The organism is Streptococcus sp. 1001283B150225_161107_H12 (assembly GCF_015552665.1).
GTDB lineage: Bacteria > Bacillota > Bacilli > Lactobacillales > Streptococcaceae > Streptococcus.
The window spans coordinates 152,266-175,954 of sequence record NZ_JADNFC010000002.1 but is presented as its reverse complement, the minus strand read 5'-3'; the positions used below and the strand labels follow the sequence as shown (position 1 = coordinate 175,954).

Annotated in this window: 25 protein-coding genes; 19 read left to right on the top strand and 6 right to left on the bottom strand. The window is 38.2% G+C overall.

Going from position 1 to position 23,689, the window contains the following annotated elements:
• Positions 1 to 12 precede the first annotated feature (12 nt).
• The 19 genes from I2C87_RS04195 (at position 13) to merA (ending at position 19,643) form a co-directional block, all read left to right on the top strand.
• On the top strand, positions 13 to 972 hold the full coding sequence (locus I2C87_RS04195) for a CPBP family intramembrane glutamic endopeptidase (protein WP_195324048.1): 960 nt from the start codon (positions 13 to 15) through the stop codon (positions 970 to 972).
• 430 nt (positions 973 to 1,402) lie between these two features.
• The gene (locus tag I2C87_RS04190; RefSeq protein WP_129269012.1) at positions 1,403 to 2,404 is read left to right on the top strand and encodes a hypothetical protein; all 1,002 of its coding nucleotides are present in this window, start codon (positions 1,403 to 1,405) and stop codon (positions 2,402 to 2,404) included.
• A gap of 62 nt (positions 2,405 to 2,466) precedes the next feature.
• Positions 2,467 to 3,312 carry a CPBP family intramembrane glutamic endopeptidase gene (locus I2C87_RS04185; protein ID WP_129269014.1) on the top strand — a complete coding sequence of 282 codons (846 nt, stop codon included), beginning with the start codon at positions 2,467 to 2,469 and terminating at the stop codon, positions 3,310 to 3,312.
• A 118-nt stretch (positions 3,313 to 3,430) separates the two neighbouring features.
• The gene (gene uvrC / locus I2C87_RS04180) at positions 3,431 to 5,263 is read left to right on the top strand and encodes an excinuclease ABC subunit UvrC (protein ID WP_048716782.1); all 1,833 of its coding nucleotides are present in this window, start codon (positions 3,431 to 3,433) and stop codon (positions 5,261 to 5,263) included.
• Between the two features lie 95 nt (positions 5,264 to 5,358).
• Positions 5,359 to 6,195 (top strand): metallophosphoesterase family protein, encoded by an 837-nt coding sequence (locus I2C87_RS04175; protein WP_129269016.1) that lies wholly within the window; start codon positions 5,359 to 5,361, stop codon positions 6,193 to 6,195.
• A gap of 79 nt (positions 6,196 to 6,274) precedes the next feature.
• Complete coding sequence (locus I2C87_RS04170) at positions 6,275 to 6,880, top strand: nitroreductase family protein (protein ID WP_048788949.1); 606 nt, start codon at positions 6,275 to 6,277, stop codon at positions 6,878 to 6,880.
• 136 nt (positions 6,881 to 7,016) lie between these two features.
• On the top strand, positions 7,017 to 8,423 hold the full coding sequence (pepV, locus tag I2C87_RS04165; RefSeq protein WP_129269018.1) for a dipeptidase PepV: 1,407 nt from the start codon (positions 7,017 to 7,019) through the stop codon (positions 8,421 to 8,423).
• 52 nt (positions 8,424 to 8,475) lie between these two features.
• The gene (locus I2C87_RS04160; RefSeq protein ID WP_129269020.1) at positions 8,476 to 9,069 is read left to right on the top strand and encodes a uracil-DNA glycosylase family protein; all 594 of its coding nucleotides are present in this window, start codon (positions 8,476 to 8,478) and stop codon (positions 9,067 to 9,069) included.
• A gap of 33 nt (positions 9,070 to 9,102) precedes the next feature.
• Positions 9,103 to 9,594 carry a prolyl-tRNA synthetase associated domain-containing protein gene (locus I2C87_RS04155; RefSeq protein WP_129269022.1) on the top strand — a complete coding sequence of 164 codons (492 nt, stop codon included), beginning with the start codon at positions 9,103 to 9,105 and terminating at the stop codon, positions 9,592 to 9,594.
• A 20-nt stretch (positions 9,595 to 9,614) separates the two neighbouring features.
• Entirely contained in the window at positions 9,615 to 9,896 is a 282-nt protein-coding gene (locus tag I2C87_RS04150; protein WP_129269024.1) for a rhodanese-like domain-containing protein, read from the top strand.
• Positions 9,897 to 9,994: 98 nt separating this feature from the next.
• Positions 9,995 to 11,251 (top strand): DUF6574 domain-containing protein, encoded by a 1,257-nt coding sequence (locus I2C87_RS04145; RefSeq protein ID WP_129269026.1) that lies wholly within the window; start codon positions 9,995 to 9,997, stop codon positions 11,249 to 11,251.
• A gap of 80 nt (positions 11,252 to 11,331) precedes the next feature.
• On the top strand, positions 11,332 to 13,125 hold the full coding sequence (locus I2C87_RS10055) for a TcaA second domain-containing protein (RefSeq protein ID WP_229046182.1): 1,794 nt from the start codon (positions 11,332 to 11,334) through the stop codon (positions 13,123 to 13,125).
• A 10-nt stretch (positions 13,126 to 13,135) separates the two neighbouring features.
• Positions 13,136 to 13,900, top strand: a complete 765-nt coding sequence (gene ldcB, locus I2C87_RS04135; RefSeq protein ID WP_195324047.1) for an LD-carboxypeptidase LdcB/DacB — start codon at positions 13,136 to 13,138, stop codon at positions 13,898 to 13,900.
• Positions 13,901 to 14,627: 727 nt separating this feature from the next.
• Positions 14,628 to 15,251: a hypothetical protein gene (locus tag I2C87_RS04130; protein ID WP_195189789.1), complete on the top strand. Its 624-nt coding sequence runs from the start codon at positions 14,628 to 14,630 to the stop codon at positions 15,249 to 15,251.
• Between the two features lie 106 nt (positions 15,252 to 15,357).
• The gene (locus I2C87_RS04125) at positions 15,358 to 15,822 is read left to right on the top strand and encodes a hypothetical protein (RefSeq protein WP_195189790.1); all 465 of its coding nucleotides are present in this window, start codon (positions 15,358 to 15,360) and stop codon (positions 15,820 to 15,822) included.
• 11 nt (positions 15,823 to 15,833) lie between these two features.
• A complete protein-coding gene (locus I2C87_RS10050) occupies positions 15,834 to 16,406 on the top strand; it encodes a hypothetical protein (RefSeq protein WP_229046180.1) in 573 nt (190 codons plus the stop codon).
• Positions 16,407 to 16,492: 86 nt separating this feature from the next.
• A complete protein-coding gene (locus I2C87_RS10045) occupies positions 16,493 to 17,098 on the top strand; it encodes a hypothetical protein (protein ID WP_229046177.1) in 606 nt (201 codons plus the stop codon).
• Positions 17,099 to 17,581: 483 nt separating this feature from the next.
• Positions 17,582 to 17,974, top strand: coding sequence for an Hg(II)-responsive transcriptional regulator (merR, locus tag I2C87_RS04115; protein WP_049522735.1), 393 nt, complete (start codon positions 17,582 to 17,584; stop codon positions 17,972 to 17,974).
• A 28-nt stretch (positions 17,975 to 18,002) separates the two neighbouring features.
• Positions 18,003 to 19,643, top strand: coding sequence for a mercury(II) reductase (gene merA / locus I2C87_RS04110; RefSeq protein ID WP_001031935.1), 1,641 nt, complete (start codon positions 18,003 to 18,005; stop codon positions 19,641 to 19,643).
• A 308-nt stretch (positions 19,644 to 19,951) separates the two neighbouring features.
• On the opposite strand, the gene I2C87_RS04105 is transcribed toward merA, so the two are convergent.
• From I2C87_RS04105 to I2C87_RS04080, 6 genes are all read right to left on the bottom strand, one after another.
• The gene (locus I2C87_RS04105) at positions 19,952 to 20,125 is read right to left on the bottom strand and encodes a hypothetical protein (protein WP_195189792.1); all 174 of its coding nucleotides are present in this window, start codon (positions 20,123 to 20,125) and stop codon (positions 19,952 to 19,954) included.
• A gap of 102 nt (positions 20,126 to 20,227) precedes the next feature.
• On the bottom strand, positions 20,228 to 20,668 hold the full coding sequence (locus I2C87_RS04100; protein WP_195324046.1) for a hypothetical protein: 441 nt from the start codon (positions 20,666 to 20,668) through the stop codon (positions 20,228 to 20,230).
• Between the two features lie 10 nt (positions 20,669 to 20,678).
• Complete coding sequence (mobV, locus tag I2C87_RS04095; protein WP_195324045.1) at positions 20,679 to 21,860, bottom strand: MobV family relaxase; 1,182 nt, start codon at positions 21,858 to 21,860, stop codon at positions 20,679 to 20,681.
• Between the two features lie 173 nt (positions 21,861 to 22,033).
• A complete protein-coding gene (locus I2C87_RS04090) occupies positions 22,034 to 22,516 on the bottom strand; it encodes a hypothetical protein (RefSeq protein WP_195324044.1) in 483 nt (160 codons plus the stop codon).
• 4 nt (positions 22,517 to 22,520) lie between these two features.
• The gene (locus tag I2C87_RS04085; RefSeq protein WP_195324043.1) at positions 22,521 to 23,345 is read right to left on the bottom strand and encodes a phage replisome organizer N-terminal domain-containing protein; all 825 of its coding nucleotides are present in this window, start codon (positions 23,343 to 23,345) and stop codon (positions 22,521 to 22,523) included.
• A gap of 9 nt (positions 23,346 to 23,354) precedes the next feature.
• Positions 23,355 to 23,636, bottom strand: coding sequence for a DNA-binding protein (locus I2C87_RS04080; RefSeq protein WP_195324042.1), 282 nt, complete (start codon positions 23,634 to 23,636; stop codon positions 23,355 to 23,357).
• Positions 23,637 to 23,689 lie beyond the last annotated feature (53 nt).

Here is a 23,689-nt window from a genome sequence, read left to right as displayed (position 1 = left end):
TGGAGTGAATGGATGAAACAGTTCAATCGATTTATAGACCCTAAAAAGGATTTGGGCAGCTTTTCAGGGATGGTTTGCCTCTATCTCTTGGTCATGGTCTTTGTCAGCATCATTTCGACCTTTACCATTACCCTCTTTATGTTTGGACGGTATGGATTGGAGATGGCAGAGAAGCAGGAGTATGTAGAAAAAATCATCAATGGAAATGGGATTAGCTACTTGATATCTGTCAGTATAGGTGTCCTCCTATTTGCCCTTTATCGGCAAGGATCACTCTTTAAAGGAGATGTGAGACAAAAGGGACGTAAGATGACCTGGCAGACTTTCTTAGTGTTCATTGCCTTCTTGGGGTTTGCCCAATTGGCTTCTAGTGCCTTATCGCAGCTCTTAGACCACATGATGGAAACCTTAGGCTTTTTCAAGCCTCGAGAGGACATGTCTGAGCAACTCAGCCAATCTTGGAGTCTCTTGCTCTATGCGACCCTGATCGGTCCCATCACGGAGGAATTGGTATTCCGGGCCGCTGGACTGAGAGCCTTAGAAAAGTATGGAAAAGTCTTTGCAATCGTCATGACAGCCTTGGCTTTTGGAATGTTCCATGCCAATTTTGATCAGTTGTTCTTTGCGACGATTATCGGCTTTGGCTTTGGCTACTTGACCTTCGAGTATTCGATCTGGTGGGCCATTTTCTACCATATCTTTAACAACCTGGTCCTCTCTCAAGGGCTTCATTACCTTGGTACGCATGTCAATATGAATGTAGCCGAGTGGGTTCAAATTCTAGTCTTTTTAGGTGGAACCATCGCCTTTACCATCGTCTTGATTTTAAAGAGAAAAGCTATTTTTCACTACATACAAGAAAACCGACCAGCACCAGGTGTCTTCCAAAGAAGCATGTATTCCTTCTGGTTCTGGGTCTTGGTCCTTGGGACAACCCTTATGTCCTTACTTCCTTACCTAAGAGGCTATTAATATCAAAGAGGAATCGTTTTAGATCTCTCTCAAATTGAAGATAAAATCTTCTGAAAAACTTTCCTTAGGTGAGTACGGACGTCAGCGAACTTCGAAGAAGTTCCATGACTAATTATTGAGCCTAAGGTCTCAATAATTCCGATGCCTGAAACAATTACGTTTCAGGCATTTTTCTCACAGCGGAAAGTTTTTGATCCTCTTAAACGAATAAAAGATTCAATTTTTTTATAAACATCTAACTGTCTTATATAAAATAATAGTTTGTTTCCATTCATGAAGGGATTATTTTGTATCCCTCTTTTTGCTATAATAGAGGTAGTAGAAGTGATGGTAAGCGATCAGGTTGATTGGGAATTGCTTGCTGCATCACCGCTTGGTCTAGATCTACTAAGAAGGATTCGAAAGAAATTGTCAATGAAATAGGAGTTTTATGGTTAAAGATTATAGAGAACTTAGAAAGCGTTACAATATTCCAGTGATCGTCCTACTGGTCATTCTAGCCCTACCATTTTTGTATATCGTACACGTGACCCAAAGTAAAAATATTGCAACCATTTGTTTTTTGATATACTTACTGATGGAGCTGGTTCTAGCTATCATTAAAGATACGCTTTTAATCAAAAAGTTGAATAGTCTCATCTATGAGGATATCAATCTTGACCTGATGGCAAGCTATATTCTGACTCAAAAAAGAAAGAGTATCAAAACGATTAAGCTGAGAGTACAGATTGCCACATTTTTCTATTATTATCGGATTGGTGACTTTGGATCTATTGAAGCAGTTGTAAAGGAACTCAAGGAGAATCAGAAGTTTACAGATGCTGAACAAGTTAAATTAAACGAAATTCTCTTGAATGCGAACCTATTTTCTATACCGGATTTGAAGGAGGGTGAGTTTGAGGAGTTACTCTCTAACTATTTAGCAGATGATGAACCACTCAAGATGGCTTACAGAGCCCGCTACGATATTCTGGTCAAAAAAGAAGCTAATGATGCCGTTCTAAAGGAAGTGACAAACAACAAGTTCTCACAATTGGAATCTATGTATCTGAAGGCAGTTAATGTATACCTTAAAGGGAATAGAAATGAGGCAATGGAGTTCTTTCGTACCATTGTGAAAGAAGATGAGAGACTTTATCTGGTCAGAATGGCTCAGGCCTATCTAGCTAGTTCAAGTTCAGAGGAGAAAAGTGTTTCGCTTGATGCAGGGCAAGAAGAAGTCACTGTGAAACTATTGCGAATGAAGCTAATAGAAGTGAAAACAGTCGAACGAGATACAGCAGCTAAATCTAATAAAGGGCTTGCTTTTTTCAGAGGCTGGAAAATCGCCCTTCTTTTAATTCCGCCATTTTTATTGTATGCGATGGTTTTAGTCGTAGTAGAAGTCGTCACAAGACTGGTTAAGTTCGTCCTATCGAAATTTGAAAAATAGATAATTGGACTGAGTGAGATATTGAAATTAACTTTTATAAAAGACTTTTTTGAAAGGAAGATATGCTAAATCAACTAATAAAGAAACCTATTTTAAGTTGTTCAATTATATTTGTTATCTGCTCAGTAGCAAGGCTAATTGAATACTTCTATATTAGGACGGATGAAACCTTCTTATCTGAGAATTTTCTACATAAGCTTTTTGGAATTCTTCTACTGTGGGGAATCCTTTCAATTTGTAAATTAAGATGGAAAGATATTGGTTTCAGTTCTGACGGAACCGTGAGTGGTATAGGGAAGGGCCTGCTCTTTGGTTTAGTTTGTTCCGTCTTTGCATATACAGTTGAGTGCATTGTTCTCTTGTTTCTTCATGGTAATGTTCACTTATCGTTTTACGCCAGTGGTTTTTCCTTAACAAACGAAAAAGTATCTCAAGCAGGAATCTTACTTATTCTCTCAAGTGTGTTGTTTAACCTGATAAATGTCTGGATGGAAGAAGGAATATTTCGTGGCCTTTTCACAAAAATTCTTGAAGGGCTTTCTTACCGCAAGAGTCTATTCTTTATAGCCTTCCTATTTGGAATATGGCACTTGGTAATGCCCTTAAGAGATTATCTTCAAGGAGAGTCGTCACTCGTAAATCTCATCGTCATGGGCATTGGCTATGTTATCTTAGCGGGAATGATGAGTATCAAATGGTCCTTACTCTACAAAATGACAGGTTCCTTATGGTTTGGGTTAGGAGATCATTTTTTCAACAATCTTGCTTCAAATCTAGTTCATGTGGTTTCAAATTCTGAAGCAGATAGTTTGCAGATAGTAAGAATCCTTCTGTGGCAGTTGTTGTCATTTGTAATTGTTTTGAGCATTTATACAAGCAAGTCAAAGACTTTAGATAACGAATTATAAATCTCCATTAGAAATTTCGAAACCCTTTAACAGTTTATGAAACGACGATTTAAAACGAATGATATGATATAACATTATAAGAGGAGCATAGCCTCCCTTTTTTGCTATAATAGAGAGTATGAATAACTTGATTAAATCCAAGCTCGAGCTTCTGCCGACTAGTCCGGGCTGTTACATTCACAAAGACAAGAACGGTACCATCATCTATGTGGGGAAGGCCAAGAATCTTCGCAATCGGGTGCGGTCCTATTTTAGAGGGAGCCACGATACCAAGACGGAAGCGCTGGTATCTGAGATTGTGGATTTTGAGTTTATCGTCACTGAGTCCAATATTGAGGCCTTGCTTCTAGAGATCAACCTCATCAAGGAGAACAAGCCCAAGTACAATATCATGCTAAAGGACGACAAGTCCTATCCCTTCATCAAGATTACCAATGAGCGCTATCCGCGCCTCATCATCACGCGCCAGGTCAAAAAGGACGGTGGTCTCTATTTTGGTCCCTATCCAGATGTGGGGGCTGCTAATGAGATCAAGCGGCTCTTGGATCGGATTTTTCCTTTCCGCAAGTGTACCAATCCTCCTTCCAAGGTCTGCTTTTACTACCATTTAGGGCAGTGTATGGCCCACACGGTCTGCCACAAGGACGAGGCCTATTTCAAGGGCATGGCCCAGGAGGTTTCTGATTTCCTAAAAGGACAGGATGACAAGATCATCGATGAGCTCAAGGTCAAGATGACTACCGCTGCGCAAAACATGGAATTTGAGCGGGCGGCCGAGTATCGGGATCTGATCCAGGCTATCGGGACCCTGCGGACCAAACAGCGGGTCATGGCCAAGGATTTGCAGAACCGGGATGTCTTTGGCTACTACGTGGACAAGGGCTGGATGTGTGTGCAGGTCTTCTTTGTCCGTCAGGGTAAGCTAATCGAGCGGGATGTCAATCTCTTCCCTTACTACAATGATCCGGACGAGGATTTCTTGACCTATGTGGGGCAATTTTACCAGGAGAAATCTCATCTGATCCCCAATGAAATATTGATTCCTCAAGATATCGATGAGGAAGCGGTCAAAGCCCTTGTGGATACTAAGGTACTCAAGCCCCAGCGTGGGGAGAAGAAGCAGTTGGTCAATCTGGCCATCAAGAATGCGCGGGTCAGTCTGGAGCAGAAGTTCAATCTCCTTGAAAAATCGATGGAAAAGACCCAAGGTGCCATTGAAAACCTTGGAAAACTCCTGCAAATTCCAACCCCTGTGCGGATCGAGTCTTTTGATAACTCCAACATCATGGGGACCAGTCCGGTCTCAGCCATGGTGGTCTTTGTCAATGGGAAGCCAAGCAAAAAGGATTACCGAAAGTACAAGATAAAGACTGTCGTCGGGCCAGATGACTATGCCAGCATGCAGGAAGTCATTCGCAGACGTTACAGTCGTGTCATGCGGGATGGCCTGACACCACCAGATCTGATCGTCATTGATGGGGGTCAGGGCCAGGTCAATATCGCTAAGCAAGTCATCCAAGAAGAGTTAGGACTGGATATTCCCATTGCAGGCCTGCAAAAGAATGACAAGCACCAGACTCACGAATTGCTCTTCGGCGATCCTCTTCAAGTTATCGAACTCTCTCGGACCTCGCAGGAATTTTTCCTCCTCCAGCGGATCCAGGATGAAGTTCACCGTTTCGCCATCACCTTCCACCGCCAGCTACGGTCTAAGAATTCCTTCTCCTCTCAGCTGGATGACATCGAAGGTTTGGGACCAAAACGCAAGCAGTTACTGATGAAGCACTTCAAGTCACTGACCAAGATCAAAGAAGCTACTGTGGATGAGATCGTCACAGTCGGCATCCCACGAGCAGTCGCGGAGGCAGTGCAAGTCAAGCTCCATCAAGGAAATCAAGCAGAAGCAAGTCCCTTGATGGAAGTGGCGGAGCCCTCCCAAGGATTTGAGTAATTGCACCATCCATTTTCATGGATGGTTTTTACGTTTTACTCCTAATTTTGTTATACTAGATTCAAATCTAATTAGATTTCAAATGAGGTGTAATAATGAACCATAGAATCGCTATTTTATCTGATATCCACGGAGATACGACAGCCCTGGAGGCAGTGATTGCGGATGCGCGTGCTCTAGGCGCGACGGAATACTGGCTTTTAGGGGACATTTTGCTTCCGGGGCCTGGAAGAGAGGACCTTTTTGACTTGCTGGATGCGATTCCGATTACAGCAGCTGTTCGTGGAAATTGGGACGATTGTCTATTAGAGTCCTTGGATGGCGAGTACGGGCTTGAGGATCCGCAGGAGGTTCAGCTGCTTCGTCTCACTCAGTATGTTATGGAAGGAATTGATCCTAAACGGATCGATTGGCTTCGCTCGCTTCCTCTAATGGAGAAGAAGGAGGTCAACGGCATTCGCTTTTCACTGACCCATAACTTGCCAGAAAAGAATTATGGTGGAGACTTGCGTCCAGCTAATGCGACGGAGAACTTTGACCAATTGCTCGATGACCAGACCGATGTGGCCATCTACGGGCATGTCCACAAGCAGTTGCTTCGCTATGGTAGTCAGGGTCAGCAAATCATCAATCCCGGCACCATTGGTATGCCTTATTTTGACTGGGAGCAGCTCCAAAATCACAGAGCCCAGTATGCGTTGATCGATGTTGAAGAAGATGGGGTGACCAACCTGCAATTTCGCAAGGTAGCCTACGACTATGAAGCAGAGCTCCAAGATGCTAAAGATAAGGGGCTTCCATTTATTGAGATGTATGAAGAATTGAGACGAGAGGATAATTATCGGGGCCACAACAATGAACTCCTCGCAAGGCTGAATAAGCAGTATGGCTATGACCAAGACGTCAAGAACTTCTATGATTTTCTTTCCTAAATGATCAATGAAAAAACTCTGCAAGCTCTTTCATTTTGTGTTAAAATAGAGGTAATAGAATTAGAAAAGGAAGTTGACTATGAAATTCCTAGAACTCAACAAAAAACGTCATGCGATCAAGCATTTCACAGACCAACCGGTCGATCCAAAGGATGTGCGGACAGCTATTGAAATTGCGACCTTGGCACCAAGTGCGCACAATAGCCAACCATGGAAATTCGTGGTCGTTCGTCAGAAAAATGCGGAATTGGCTAAACTAGCCTATGGTGGGAACTATGACCAAGTCATGGAAGCACCTGTGACCATCGCTCTCTTTACGGATACCGATTTGCAACGTCGGGCTCGGAAGATTGCACGTGTCGGTGGGGTCCAGAACTTCACAGAGGAGCAGTTGCAATACTTCATGCAAAACCTACCTGCAGAATATGCTCGCTACAATGAACAACAGATTAGCGATTACTTGGCATTGAATGCTGGATTGGTTGCAATGAACCTGGTATTGGCCTTGACGGACCAAGGGATCGGCTCAAACATCATCCTTGGCTTTGACAAATCAAAAGTCAACGAAGTCTTGGAAATCGAAGAGCGTTTCCGTCCAGAACTCTTGATCACGGTTGGTTACGCAGCAGAGAAGGTAGAACCTAGCTACCGCTTGCCAGTAGACGAAATCATCGAAAAACGCTAATAACAACAGAAAGAACCGGATGGTCCTCGTCTCGTACGATACAAGTCCGGTTTTCTAGAATCCTTTGGCAGGCTGATAGACAGTCGCTGAAGGGATTCTAGAGGATTCAATTTAAATCGAAATAACGGAGGAATGCATGACAACAATTGACTTTAAAGCAGAAGTAGAAAAACGTCGCGAAGAAATGATGGCTGATCTTTTCAGCCTCTTGGAAATCAACTCAGAACGGGATGACAGCCAGGCGGATGCGACTCACCCTTATGGACCTGGACCCGTCAAGGCTCTTGAGAAATTCTTGGAAATTGCTGAGCGTGATGGCTACGAAACAACCAATGTGGACAACTATGCTGGACACTTCACCTTTGGACAAGGGGAAGAAGAGCTCGGAATCTTTGCCCACATGGACGTGGTACCTGCAGGTAGTGGCTGGGATACAGACCCTTATAAACCTGAGATTATCGATGGCAAGCTCTATGCGCGTGGTTCATCAGATGACAAGGGGCCTACAGTAGCTTGTTACTACGGCTTGAAGATTATCAAGGATCTGGGATTACCTGTATCTAAGCGAGTGCGCTTCGTGGTCGGTACAGATGAAGAATCTGGCTGGGGCGATATGGATTACTATTTCAAACACGTCGGTCTTCCTGATCCAGACTTTGGTTTCTCACCAGATGCCGAGTTCCCAATCATCAACGGGGAAAAAGGAAATATTACCGAGTACCTTCACTTCGGTGGTCAAAATACAGGTCAAGCGCATCTTCATAGCTTCACAGGTGGCCTTCGTGAAAACATGGTACCAGAGTCAGCGACAGCAGTCGTTTCTGGGCAATTACCAGATTTAGCTGGTCTTTTGGAGGCCTTTGCTAATGAACACCAACTTCGTTATGAAGTGGCAACAGAGGATGATGGTAAATTTAAAGTCACCATTATCGGAAAATCTGCCCACGGTTCTACTCCAGAAGCTGGGATCAATGGAGCAACCTACTTGGCTCTCTTCTTGAACCAGTTTGACTTCGGTGGAGATGCCAAAGCATACTTGCAAGTGTCAGCATCTCTTCTTCATGAAGACTTTGCTGGTGAGAAGCTTGGCATTGCCCATGTGGATGAAAAGATGGGAGCTCTCAGCATGAATGCGGGTGTCTTCAACTTCGACGAAAACAGCTCAGATAACACCATCGCCTTGAACATTCGTTACCCTAAAGGAACAGATCCAGAAACCATCAAAGCTGGACTTGAAAAAGTAGAAGGAGTGGCATCCGTCAGCTTGTCTGCTCACGGCCACACCCCTCACTATGTTCCAATGGAAGATGAATTGGTCTCAACGCTTTTGCGTGTCTATGAAAAACAAACCGGACTGAAAGGTCATGAGCAAGTAATCGGTGGCGGAACCTTTGGTCGTCTATTGAAACGTGGGGTTGCCTTCGGTGCCATGTTCCCAGACTATGTGAACACTATGCACCAAGCCAATGAATTTGCGGATGTAGAAGATCTCTATCGAGCAGCTGCAATCTACGCAGAAGCCATCTACGAACTCATCAAATAAGACGCTACTCAGTCGGCACATGCTGGCTGAGTTTTTGCTTAGAGGAGGAGAAATGGAACAACTAGAGCGGATCAAAGAGGCCATCATGGCCGATCCACAAAACAAAGACTATACGGATAAAGGAATCGAACCCTTATTTGCGGCACCAAAGACTGCTCGGATCAATATTATTGGCCAAGCGCCTGGTCTCAAGACCCAAGAAGCAGGCCTTTATTGGAAGGACAAGAGTGGAGACCGTCTAAGGGAGTGGTTGGGAGTCGATGAGGAGACCTTCTACCATTCGGGACTATTTGCGGTCATTCCCATGGACTTTTATTTCCCAGGGCATGGCAGGTCAGGGGACCTGCCACCTCGCAAAGGCTTTGCGGAAAAGTGGCATCCTCAACTCCTCAAGGAGTGTCCGGATATTGAGCTCACCCTCTTGATCGGCCAGTACGCCCAAGCCTACTATCTCCATGAGAAGGTTAGTGGTAAGGTGACAGAGCGGGTGCGTCGGTACAAGGACTATCTGCCAGATTATTTCCCTCTGGTCCACCCTTCTCCCCGCAATCAGATCTGGATGGCCAAGAATCCATGGTTTGAGGCAGAAGTAGTGCCGGCCCTCCAGGCTCGGGTCCATCAGATTATAGCAGAGTTTAACAAATAATAATTAGTGATATTTACAGGAGGAGGTATTGCCATGGATGCATATCAAAAAGTCAAAGACAAATTGGACGAACTCGGGATTGAATTTGATGTGGTGGAGCATCCACCTGCCTTCACGACTGAGCAGGCCGATTCCTATATTGAAGGTTTAGAAGGTGTCCGGACAAAGACCATGTTTTTGACCAACAAAAAGAAAACCCAGTACTATCTGCTCATCATGGATGATCAGAAACCCTTGGACATGGATAACTTCAAAGAGCAAGTAGGAGCCAATCGGATCCGCATGGCTTCAGCTGAATCGCTAGCAGAAAAAATGCAATTACCAGCAGGGACGGTATCTCCATTTGGCTTGTTAAACAATGAAGAAAAAGATATTCTCGTCTATTTCGATCAGGACATTGTGTCAGAGGAGATCATGACCTTCCATCCGAACACCAATGAAAAGACCATCTTTGTCAAAACTCAAGACCTATTCCGCTTTTTAGAGTCCATTGACTTTAACTATGAAATACTAACACTTCCATAATAGAACCTATAGGAGAAATCATGAAAGAAATTCCATTTAATGACTTTGTAGCAAAGTACCAAGCAGGAGAAATTAACGTCGTCGATGTCCGTGAGCAGGAGGAATATGATGCTCTTCATCTGGACGGAGTGACCTTACTTCCCTTATCAGTGTTGGCAGAACGCTATTCAGAGCTGAACAAAGACCAAGCCTATTATGTCATCTGCAAGTCTGGTCGGCGCTCAGCCCGTGCCTGTCAATTTTTGGAAGAAGCGGGCTATGATGTAACCAACGTCCAAGGTGGCATGGATGCATTTGACTAGTTGCGAGATCGCAGCTTGTGAATTCCGGTAGAATATTGAATTCTAGTGGAAATTTTTATATAATATATCTGTACTTTGTTTTATAAGGAGATTATTTTATGATCAAACAGGATTGGCTTGATTACTTTGAAGCTGTGAACGGTCGTTCAGCAACTGAAGCAGAGATCGCTCAAGCGTTGGCTGCAGGTGAGTTCCAAGAAGAACAGGTAGCCCAAGAAGTTTCACAATTTGTAGGTGCTCCAGTAGCTCCAGACCAAGTAAACGCTGGCTTTGTTGCTGCTCCAGCTGCACCAGAAGAAGTGACTTCACAGTACGTTGCAGCACCAGAAGCACCAGTTCAAGAGGCACCACAATACACTACTGCACCAGAAGCGCCAGCTCAAGAAGCACCACAATACACTGCTGCCCCAGAAGCACCAGTGCAAGAGGTACCACAATACACTGCTGCTCCAGAAGCACCAGTTCAAGAAGCGCCACAATATACTGCTGCTCCAGAAGCACCAGTTCAAGAAGCGCCACAATATACTGCTGCTCCAGAAGCACCAGTTCAAGAAGTGCCACAATACACTGCTGCGCCAGAAGGACCAGCATTTGGTGCACAACCAAATAGCTTCCAACAAGCACCTCAACAACAGCCACAACCAGAATTTGGTCAACCATCTCCAGGTCAAGCTCCAGGTCAAGGCTTCCAGCAAGCACCTTATCCAGGACAACCTCAACCAGGTCAAGCCTATTATGCACAACCTGCTCAACCAAATGCCTTTGGTCAAGCAATGAAAGGATTCTGGTCATGGTTCGTTTCTGCTTTGGTTCGTCCAACAGTAGAAAATCAACCAAGAGTATTGAATGGTATCCTTCATTATGTCTTAACTGCATTTATCCTTAGCCTCTCACTTTTCTTCGTGGCGAGTGCCTTCCCTTACGCTGAAGTAGGATTTACGGCTTACCTATTGATTGTCATTGTAACTTTCTTTACAATTTATGCTACTCAATTAACTGGTTTCTTGGTTCGTAACCTTGTCTTGCAAGATAAAGAATACACCTATAAACGCTCATTCGATGAGTTTGCTCGCTTGTCTATCTACGCCTTGCCAGCATCCCTCATTGTCTTGGTTTTTTCTCTAGTCAAGTACTTTGAAGGATTTATCTTCCTTCGATCGTTAATCTTCGTTCTCTATTTCTTAGGCTTGCTCTATACTGTTTACCAAGGTTTGAACAGAACAAAATTCAAGGCTGACAAATTCTTGTTGCTCCTTGCTTCTTCAGCAGTCATTCTAGTCATCTTCACAATTGTTGGCATTATTGACAGACGTATTTTAGAACAAGTATCCGTCTATATCGCTTCCTTCTTCTAATTAGATAGGAACCTTGTCATAAAAATCTTGTTCATATACATATCGGATAAAAATATTTTAGGTTTTAGGAGAACATACCGATGAACAAAAAATGGGTAGAATTATTTGAAAAAGTGATCGGTCGCAAACCTACTCCTGAAGAATACATTGCCGGAAGAGATTCCGGCTTTGATTTTAAGGCAATCAAATCGATTGCTGGAGTAGCGATCGACCAACAAGTGGCTTCAGAAGGGCCTGCTTTAGGAGAGCAGGGGCCAGTAGAAGCGGTTGGAAATCCTCTTCAACTTGCTTGGGAAGAGCGCTTCGTCGCTCTCTATGGACGTGCACCACTTCCAGAAGAGATTGAATCTGCTCGAAGCCAGAATTTTGAAATCGTAGAAGCACCTGCTCCGACGATTGACTTGGAAGAGACCAATCAAACAACACAGGTCTTCGCACCAGTGGAGAGTCCATCAGAGGCCCCAGAAAGCCTGTCCCAGCCAGCTGAAGCCCTAGTGCCAGTAGAAGCGTCAGAGCAAGAAGAAGCTGGCAAGAAAGGCAAGAAAAAGAAAGAGAAGAAAGTCAAAAAAGAGAAAAAGGGCAAGAAAAAGAAAGTTTTCTTCTTTAGTATTTTGGCTTTGTTGGTCTTGGCCTTGTCTGGACTAGGCTATTACTTCTCGACAACTACGGGCCCACAGGTGACAGTAGACAAATTGGTCACAGCCATTGAACAAAAGGATTACCGGGAAGTGGCTAGCATCCTTTCTAGTGACAAGGACAAGTGGACCAAGGAAGAAGCTCAAGGCTTGCTTGACTACATGACTGCTCAGAAGATCGATGTCATTTACGAATTAGATCATATCGCCCAGTCTTCAAAAATAGGTATTGTCAAAGACAAAAAACAGAATCTGCTAATCGGGATTGAGAAGGCGGATAAGAAATTCGGTATCTTCCAAGAATACCGCATCGCGACCTATCCACTTGAAGTCACAGCAACTACGAATCTGGATGATGCCAAGCTTAAGACCAGCGAAAAAGACACGACTGTGCTCAAGAAAAACCAAACAACCAAACTTGGAAAGGTTCACTTTGCACCTCGAGACATGCAACTAGACGGTAAGACCGAAGTTGGAAAGATCTCTAGTGAGGTCAAGCTAGATCCAGCTCAAGCTTCGAAGAATAAGCTGGACTTGACCTTCAATTCTGAGAAACGACTTCTGGAGATTGAATTCCCAGATGAAGTCAGCAATCCAACGGATATCAAGGTAGCCGTGAATGGCAAGGAAGTCGGCACAAGTACCTTATTTGAAGTCGATGTCGTAGCCCATCAAGAAATCGAGGTCCATGCAGTCTTTAGTCTCAACAATGAGAGCTATACAACTGAAAAGGCCAAGGTTACGATTGGTGAAACTCCGGATGATGATGAAGTCATCACTTTGAAGCTTTCTAAGGATGTAGCCAAACGATTAAAAGATGCAGAAACAGCTCGTAAAGCCAAGGAAGAAGAAGCCAAGAAGGCAGAAGAGAAGAAAACTTCTATCACCTCCTTCCTCCAAGACTACCGGACAGAAATCTTCTCATCTGTTTCAAGTAGATCCAACACCTACTCCAAGTACTATGACACTTCAAGTGATGCCTACAAGGAAATGGTGGAGTGGACGACAGGTGGAGGCGTCAAGAAGGCTGAAATCGACTACTATACACCAGGTGTTTTCAACGTTCTCAGCGTTACCGAAGAGAACGGAATGATTATCGTGAAAACCCATGAAGAATATACTGTACACTATGTGACCAGCCGAAAAGATAGCCAGAGTAGCAAGGACAAGACCTATACTCTAAAACCAGTAGGGGATACCTACGTGATTACGGCTATCGCGGTCACGGCTGGTAATTAGGAGGTTTATGATGAAATTAAGCATGACAAAATGGACGCTTGCTGGCCTGGTTCTGTTGAGCCTAGGTGCTTGTGGCCAACAAAAGGAATCAAAGAGCTCGACGCCAAAAGAGCCTGCTTCCACTAAGCAAGTCGCTCAGTCGTCAGCCAGCAAAGAAACCAGTGCTTCTGAAGCTGATGATAGCAAAAAGTCAACGAAGAAGGCTGGCGAAGTCACAGTAGACCAAGGCGTTTCTTTCAATGGTTCTTATTACAGTGTTCAAGGGAAGTCTGGAGATATCGTCATCGCCAACAAGCACTATCCCTTAGCTGCAGACTACAATCCAGGTGAGGATCCAACAGCTGTTGCGGCCTTGCACGAGTTGATCGCAGCTATGCAGGCAGAAGGCTATGCTATCAGCGATCAGTACAGTGGTTTCCGCAGTTATGAGACCCAGGTTGATCTCTACCAAAGCTATGTCAATCAAGACGGAGTAGCTGCAGCAGATCGCTACTCAGCTCGTCCTGGCTATAGTGAGCACCAGACAGGTCTAGCATTTGACCTCATCGATACTAGTGGCAATCTGGTCCAAGAAGCAGGTGCAAGCAAATGGTTGCTCAAGAATGCTGCCAAGTATGGCTTTATCGTCCGCTATCAAGAAGGAAAAGAAGCGAGCACAGGCTATATGCCGGAAAGCTGGCACCTTCGCTATATCGGAGAAGATGCAAAAGATGTCGCAGCATCAGGAAAAAGCTTAGAAGAATACTTCAACTTTACTGGTGGCGACTACGAATAACAAGAAAACCGCTCTTTCAGGAACCTGAAGGAGCGGTGTTTTTGTGCTGGTCAGGACAAGAAAAAACCACTGCCAAGTGGAAGTGGTTTTGATGGGTTTCTTATTTGAGACCGTATTTTACAAGGAGTTAATATTATATGCTCAAATACCTTTTATATAGAGTATTTCACGAGGAAGTTTTATCATAAATGTTATTTGTATTATGTTACATATAAGTAATTAGGTACCAAAAAGGTACTAAATTTGAGGTTTCGGAGTTTATAAAATAAAGAAATTATAATGCTATTTGGATCCTTTAAAAGAATAAATTTTTATCACAAAATCTTTCAATGTCATTTTTATTAAACATAGATGTTTCGTATTCTTGATCTTCTAAATTTGCCATTTCTCTCTTCTTATAGATTTTTTATTATCAGTTTGATATAATTATATTGGTATTAAACGAAAGCCTCAGAGCGCTTTGTAGAGCTTTCTGAGGCCTTTTTCATATTCATAAGTCTACAAGTACTGACTATTATTCTATAATTTGTTTTTATATAATCATTTAGGTTTTAAGTCAATAAATAAGATAAGAATTGTTAGATGAAATAGTAGAATAACTGGCTTAAACCTTTGATTTGTCTTTTGAAATTATCAAAGGATGATGAACTAGAAGAAATTGTTAGTCTATTGTAAGAAAATGAATTAACAGTAAAAGAGAATAGTTCCTTACAAAAGGAGAAAGAAAATGACAAAAAGTAAATTAATTAGAGATATTGCTGAAGAATGTATTAGTTTAGAAAGCGCACTATTAAGATTAAGAGTAATTACATATTCATTAAAAAATTCTGAACTGCAAAAATGGATTGAAAATGAGTTGAGAGGATATAAGATAGATGATGAAATTCCTCAGTATAGGAAAGACATTTCATATAGTATAAGATATTCAGGGATAAATAGAAATTTTACAGTTAAGTCAGCACCACTGTCAGAATCATTTTTTACAGATGAAATAAAAAATTTTTTAAGAGCTCGACAAATTACTAATGGTATAGGTACGATTGAACGTAATTTATCAATCGAAATGAGCTATGACCTAATTGAATTTGCCCCAATGGTCTATAGTGCAAGTAAATGTGGTATTCAGTGTTATACATTAGAACAAGTCGTAAATAAAGCTAGTTTAGAGAATATCTTAAATAATGTGAAAATAATGTTGATTGATATATTGCTAGATTTAGAATCAAAGTTTGGTGAACTAGACCAGTTAGATATTGATGTGAAACATATTAGTAGTGAGGAACTACAAACAGTAAATGAAACATTGTTAGATAAAATTTATTATGATGGGAAAAGAGAAAACTATGAGTGAGTTCTTAAGTTACTTTTTGAATAATTCGACGTTATTAGGTGCGTTTATTTCAATAATATCTTCATCGATTACTCTGCTAATACAAGCATATATTAAGAAGTATTTGATGGAACAAGGGAAAACCAATATTTACTATAAAACAGTTTACAATAAGATTACATCAAATCCTTGGGGGTTTTATGAAGAAAATAATGAAATATATTTTGACCTACCATTATGGATTGAAATTCATAATACAAAAGGAACTAGACAGATTGTGAGAAATCTAAATTTATCTTTATATTCAGCTGGAAAATTTGTTTCTAAAACAAAACAGTCAACGCATTCTGGGGAAACTGTATTGGCAGATAACGGTTCATATTCATTCTTAGTTGATGCGGGCGAAATAAAAAGATATGACTTAGAATTCATTATAAAAGGGAAAGATATAGGCTTTCAAGATTTTGATGAAGTTAGATTATCTTATTTTGATACAAATGATAAGTATATAGAATATAAAATATTTGACATTGAAGATTCATGGAAACAGTCTAATTATAAAATAAGTGAGGACTGGAAAAAATTAAATTAGAGGTGGAAAAGATGAATTTTAAAATGTTTGAAGAAAAAAATTGGTTTCAACTAATCAGGAATAGAGTCCTCAGACTAAGTGATGGTAGTATTATAAAACAAGATTTATTGTCGACCTTGCTACTAATAAATGTTTTTGCTTATATCATTGGAACAATGAAATTAATTTGGAATAGCGGATTTGATAAATTTTTTCGATTTACGATCTCCTATATACTTTCGTTAATGTTCACTATTAATTCATTTTTGGATTTTATTCTTGGTAAAGTTGATAAACTTATTTGTTGGAAACCGACTGATGTTCCTCAATTTAGTTTTTTAAATATATTAAGTGATGCTGGTTTTGTATTAAGAGCTATCCCTTGCATGATTTTACTGTATTTCATAAATTTTGTGTTATTTTACCGAGAACGATTTATTAATGAAGTTATTAAACTGATTTTATCAATTCTCATACCAATTATGATATTTGGAGAGTATCAGTTTACTCTGATAGTTATATTGATGCTTGTACTAGTTTCATCGATACAATTTGGAAAGGGTAATTTGTTTAGAGACTATTTAGTATTTGTCTTCTATTTTTAACACCAACCTTAAATCTCGAGAAAATTGAAAAATCAGAGCAAAGTATTAGTGAGATTAAAATTTTCCTTTGGATCTTTTCTTGGCTTATGATTTCTAAAATTATTTCTATATGGTTTGAAATTCCTTTGGAAGTTGCTGTCCTGTTAGTGATAGTTTTAATGGTAAGGTTTAGTTTACAATTGCAAACTAAGAATCCACGTTTAGAAATTTTGATAAAAGGAGCTATTTACTTTTTAGTTTTTTTATCCGTATTAATCTCTAATAATACAACTGATGAGATGATAAGTTTTGCTACTGTATCGATTGCGATATATTTTGCGGTAGATAGATTCTTTAGTTTATTTAAGGATATTGAGACACTTGTTCAAAACGATGAAATTAATTATTATCTTTACTTTGATAATTCAATAGATGTTTTAAAACAGAAATTTTTACCAGATGAGTTTTTATCTTCTGTGATAAAAGATATGGATGACCAAGAATTATATGGACAGCTGATAATAAGAGCTGAACTTGGAATGAAAGATAGTTTTGAAAAAATATTATCATTAGTTAAAACACAAAGAGAATATAAAAGTTACGAAATGTTATTATTATCACTTGAATATAAATTACAGAAAAAAGATAATAAAGAACTTAGTATAGTTAATTTTATTGAAGATAATGTGCATAATGAGATCTTATATGATTAACAAATGATTCTTCCAATTGAATTTTAGTTTTATATGGTGAAGAGTTAAAAGAAAATAACTACTATGAACAAGCTCGTTATTATTTAAGTTTCTCAGAATATTATGATTCTTATAAATATATAAATAGTTATTTTGACTGCATAAGAATAATTAAAGATGAAAAAGAATTAAACCGTCTTCAAAAAAAATATGTATTACATTGAGTTAAATTGTCGGTATATTTTATTTTTGCCAAACAGACGACTTTTATTGTTTTTTAAAAAATACGGGTCTTCGGAATATATAGTGGAATTACTTTCTTAATAGTTTAAAAACAACTGGTGTTTAAATCGGATTTTCTGGTGGGATGTTAGGATAATCAATAGTATTATATAAAAGTATCAATCACATACGAGTGATACTTTGGGAAAAAAATAAAATAGTCCAATTTACTTGACCGTGTACTATGGTACATGGTTTATAATATTCAGGGGGTGAAATAAGATGATTTATCGCATTAGTGAGTTTGCAGATAAATGTGGAGTTAATAAAGAAACGATCAGATATTACGAGCGAAAAAATTTATTACAAGAACCTCACCGAACGGAAGCTGGTTATCGGATATATTCATATGATGACGTTAAGCGTGTTGGGTTTATTAAACGAATACAGGAACTTGGTTTCTCTTTAAGCGAGATTTATAAATTAGTTGGTGTTGTAGATAAAGATGAAGTTCGTTGTCAAGATATGTTCGAATTTGTTTCTAAAAAACAAAAGGAAGTGCAAAAACAAATAGAGGATTTAAAACGAATTGAAACTATGTTAGACGACTTAAAACAACGATGTCCAGATGAAAAGCAATTACATTCGTGTCCAATAATAGAGACATTAACATGAGAGATTAATTAACGAAAGGAGCTTTTTTATGAATAAATTTAAGGTAAACATTTCAGGAATGACTTGTACGGGTTGTGAAAAACACGTAGAATCAGCACTTGAAAAGATAGGTGCTAAAAATATTGAGTCTAGTTATCGTCGTGGTGAAGCAGTATTTGAACTGCCCGATGATATTGAGGTTGAAAGTGCAATAAAGGCGATTGATGAAGCAAATTACCAAGCCGGAGAAATTGAAGAAGTATCATCACTAGAAAACGTGGCGTTAATTAATGAAGACAATTATGACCTTCTTATTATTGGTTCTGGTGCTGCTGCCTTTTCTTCGGCAATTAAAGCTATAGAATACGGTGCAAAAGTTGGAATGATTGAGCGTGGAACGGTTGGGGGAACCTGTGTGAATATTGGCTGTGTTCCGTCAAAAACTCTTCTTAGGGCAGGGGAAATCAATCATTTATCAAAAGACAATCCGTTTATAGGTTTACAAACATCCGCTGGAGAAGTGGATTTAGCTAGTTTAATCACGCAAAAGGATAAATTGGTGAGCGAACTTCGGAATCAAAAATATATGGATTTAATTGATGAATATAATTTTGATTTAATTAAAGGTGAAGCAAAATTCGTTGATGCTAGTACGGTTGAGGTCAATGGGGCAAAGTTATCTGCAAAACGCTTTTTAATTGCAACAGGTGCATCGCCTTCGTTGCCCCAAATTTCAGGACTTGAAAAAATGGACTATTTAACTAGTACAACACTTCTTGAGTTAAAGAAAATACCAAAACGATTAACTGTAATTGGTTCAGGATACATTGGAATGGAGCTTGGACAACTATTTCATCATTTAGGTTCAGAAATAACGCTTATGCAAAGAAGTGAGCGACTTTTAAAGGAGTATGATCCTGAGATTTCAGAGTCAGTTGAAAAAGCGTTAATTGAACAGGGTATAAACCTTGTCAAAGGGGCAACTTTTGAGCGTGTTGAACAAAGTGGAGAGATAAAAAGGGTTTACGTAACAGTAAATGGCAGTAGAGAAGTCATTGAATCAGATCAGTTACTTGTTGCCACTGGAAGAAAACCAAATACGGATTCTTTAAATTTAAGTGCAGCAGGTGTTGAAACTGGAAAAAATAATGAAATCCTGATCAATGATTTTGGTCAAACAAGTAATGAAAAGATTTATGCAGCAGGAGATGTGACTTTAGGACCACAATTTGTATATGTAGCAGCCTATGAAGGTGGAATTATTACTGATAATGCTATTGGTGGATTAAACAAAAAAATAGATTTATCGGTAGTTCCTGCTGTTACGTTTACGAATCCGACGGTTGCAACGGTTGGTTTAACAGAAGAACAAGCAAAAGAGAAAGGGTATGATGTGAAGACATCTGTATTACCTTTAGATGCTGTTCCAAGAGCAATTGTAAACCGTGAAACAACCGGTGTATTTAAACTAGTAGCAGATGCAGAAACACTAAAAGTATTAGGGGTTCATATTGTATCTGAAAATGCAGGAGATGTCATCTATGCAGCATCATTAGCTGTTAAATTTGGCTTAACGATAGAAGATTTAACAGAAACCCTAGCACCATATTTAACAATGGCTGAAGGGCTAAAATTAGTTGCACTTACGTTCGATAAAGATATTTCGAAATTATCTTGTTGTGCAGGCTAAGGGAACTTTTTTACAACTCCCTATTCAAGTGAACCAGCTAATGCTTTAAGGGATTTTCTAAGTGAATTTGTGGTCACAAAAATAATTTAACACTGATGATTTCGACATTACAGACAACTTAGGTGTCGATTTTTCCACACTTATTAAGAATTTGGAGAAGGGTGATTTATAAGCCCTTTTCCACCATAAAATCCGAATACCCAAAAATACTAAAGAATATTGATTAATCAGTATTCTTTTTTATTTCAATCAGTTTCTTGAAAATAGAAAAAGGATGCTATTTGCATCCTTTAATTAAAATATTGAAATTACTGGCCCAAACAAGAATTAACCTTAATTACAGTATAACCGTAATCGTTTTCTAGGATTAACTTAGCTTGTTCCCTGGTAACTCTTCCTGGAAGTGAAATTTTACCTTTTTTGGCGATTTTACTATCTTGAAGATATTTAAAAAATACAATAGTTTCTTTTACTGTACTCATTTCTCGACTCCTCCTTTCTTTTTTTATCTTTATAATTTTATTATGCCACAAAAACGATGAAAAACTGAAATATTCCAACAAAAAAGCTTCAAAATAATAAAATTATTTTCTAAGTATTTCGATTTCTGCCCTCATAGCCATTTTGTGTTTTTCTATTCTTTCTTTAAGGCTTAATCTTTTTTCAGTTAATTCTAAATGATCAACTAGTTCTTTTGTAGTAAATGTCTCAAGAAGATAGAATGAGATATTTTCACGAAATCTAGTAATATCAGTTACAATTAAGTATAGATCCTTAGTGTTATTATCAATACTTTTGATTGCAATTTTTACCCCTAATTGATTGAAAAGGTGATCTTTTAGGTTTGTTATATAGATTTTTTTTATTAGGAACTGTCTATAAATTGAATTATTTAATAAAATTTGTGGAAGTTCGTTAGCATACTCAACTCTTAGTTGTTTTGCAATTGAGATTAGTAGTGAGGAAATGTATTTACCAGTGAGTTCTCCAGAGTAAGTTAGTTTAAAACCTTTATTTTCTGTCATTTTTTTCTCCTTACATATTTTTATCCATAACCTTATTTATTTGTTGAACAACTGAAACTATTAATTTAATTGGATTTAGTGAATTAACTATGAGTAACTGGCTTTTGAAAAGAGGAGTAGAAGTATGTTTTTTTGCGAATTCCCGCCACCGTTTTGATTTGACACACATTATTCTGAATCTTTCCAGAAGCTTTTTATACTTATTCTGTAAAGCTTGTTGCTTTTTAGTAAGTTCAGAAATGTGCCGATCCTTTGAGATTACTATATTTCTATATTTTTCTCCCTTTGATTTCTCTATTATCATCTCATTTCTTAATTTAAATATATCTTGTTCAAGTTTAGCTACTTTCATTTCCTTGTCCAAATAACTTGATTTAATCTTATTATAGGATTCAGGATCTATTACAATCTGCTCTTTACCAAAGGGGATTTTTTTCTTTTTTATAGCTAATTCATTATCCCAATTTTGCTGAATCTTATCATTTGATTCTAGTACTTTGCTAAGTTCCCCAAGCTCTCTTTTATTTTTTACGAGTTCGTTTTGTATGTTTGCTAATTCATGTTTAGCATCATTTACTTTTTCTGTTTTTTCTTCTAACTGACTTTGTAAATCTTTATATTCTTTTACTGTAAGGTGTTTAGCAGTGCTACCTTCTTTCCCCCTATGAATATCATATCCATTTTCATTTAAATATTTTGGTAAATCATTTTGAATTTTAAGAAGTTCTTCTCTGTTAAACATCTGTTTAGAAGATAATTTCCCCTCTACCATTGGAACTATACCTAAGTGCATATGAGGAGTACTTTCATCCATATGAACACTAGCAAATGCAATATTTTCCTTGCCATATTTCTTTTCAAAAAAATCTTTAGAGGTTTCAAAAAAGCATTTAATTTCTTCATTATCTAATTTTTTGAAAAAAGAACTGTCAGATGTTATGATCCATTCATTGCACATTACCGCATCCTTTCGAATAGATCGACTGCTTACTTTATTTTCATCAATGAAATCAGTGATTTGCTTTTTATATGTTAGTTCTTTGTTACGATCAGTTAGTTCATAATTTAGATGAGTTTTTGAAGGATCAATCTTTTTATTGCTATGATTTTTAAATATACGTTCATTATGATAGTAGATTCCACCTAAATTAGAACTTTTTAGCTTTTGCATTCGTGCTACAATTTGGCTCATTTTTTGCTCCTTTTAAATATCTTATAAGTATTTAAATAGATTATATAAATTAAAATAAACAGCTATTTAAGATCAGAAATCTATTTAAGATCCAGCATACTTTCAAGTGAAGTATAACGCACTATACTTTACCAAATGGTAAAAGTGCGTTACACATGCAAGCATGTCGAGAATCACATAGATTCTATTAAACTATCCAGGAAAGAAGAGGCAGATTTATAATTGTTTTCTTTTACCAATTTTTCCAATTTATCTCTATTTGATGGTTTTATAATAAACTGGTATTGTTTTTTCTTTTCCGTTTTATGATAATTGTTTTCATTAACTGAATGTGTAATGGACTGTTCGATCATATTTGTACCTCCGTTAATAAGTGATTCAAAATCGATAGATAATCTATAACTTAAATAATCATTATCATAGATATCTACATAATCAAAAATATTTCGTTCCGAGATAACTAATTTGTTTCCAAAATAAACTGGGTAATAAAATTTCTTTCGTTTCATTTGGAATACCAAATCATAAATAGATTCATTTGAGAAAAATAATATTTCTTTAATTTCTTGCAATTCAATACAAATTGAATTGTTATTGGAAAACTGTAGTGACTTATTAACTAAGAATTCGATTAATTCATTGCATTTTATATTCATGATGTTATGATCCTTCTTTGTAATGATCAGAAGCAATCTTATGTGCTCTTATTTTTTCTTCTTGTCTTCTCTCTTGAATGAGATTTTCTATCATCTTAAACAAATAAGCTAATGGACTTTCTGTGGTTGAAGGAATCCTGTCAATTAAATCCATGATCTCATTACTTTGTATATAATTTGATTCAAGGTATTTTCCAATCTTCATTTTTTGAGAGTGTTTTAAAACAAAACCTTGGGGATACATAAAACGATCGTTATATTTATCAGCAATGACCTGAACTAAGTTATAGAAATTTTCACCTATAAAATTTTTCTTTTTTGAAGAATTATTTTTAGGCTCTTCTAGAACTAAATATCTATTCTCTAATCTCTTATCTCTAATCTCTAGACTCTGGTGGAGATTTGTCGGACTTTTGTCGGACATTTGTCCAGATAATAAAATATTTTGTTTTTCGTTAGCAATTCGATTTCTATATTCTCTTTTGCGATCGGCTTCTGTTGTTGTTTTCCCGATAAAGTTTTGAATATCCATCATATAGATTGCACCATTGTCCAACACCTCGATTAACTCAAGCTCCTGGAATAAATGTAATGCTTTTTCGACAACAGCAACGGGTTGCCTTGTCATAGTAGCTATTAACCATGGATTGTAGGGAATCCTATCTCTATACATTAATTTACCCTCATTCTTTAAACTTTTTAAATATAACTTCAAAAGGATATTTGAGTACTTTTCGCCATCAGGTTGATTTTCCAAGAGAAGTAGTTCTTCAGTATCAAAAAAATCTTCTTTCAACCTCATGTAATAATATTTTTTCGAATCAGACATACAGAACCCTCATCTTTCATATTTTTTTAACCATTCAGTCACTTTATGTTTATCATATAAAGTAACTCCATCAATAACAATATGAGGCATCCCTTCACGTTGCCATTTGTTAATAGTAGTAGTAGTAGAAACGTCTAACCATCTACATAAACCGGCCATTCGAACCATTGGTTTATATAGTTCCTTATCTTCAAATGCTTTTTCTACGGCTTTTTGAAGCATATTATCATATCTGGCAATTAACATTTTTTCAGTTGCTTTTGGTAAACTGATAGTGAATTGATCTGACATATAGTACCTCTTTCTTTATTTTATAAGCTCCTCTGTTACAAGAAACTTGTAAC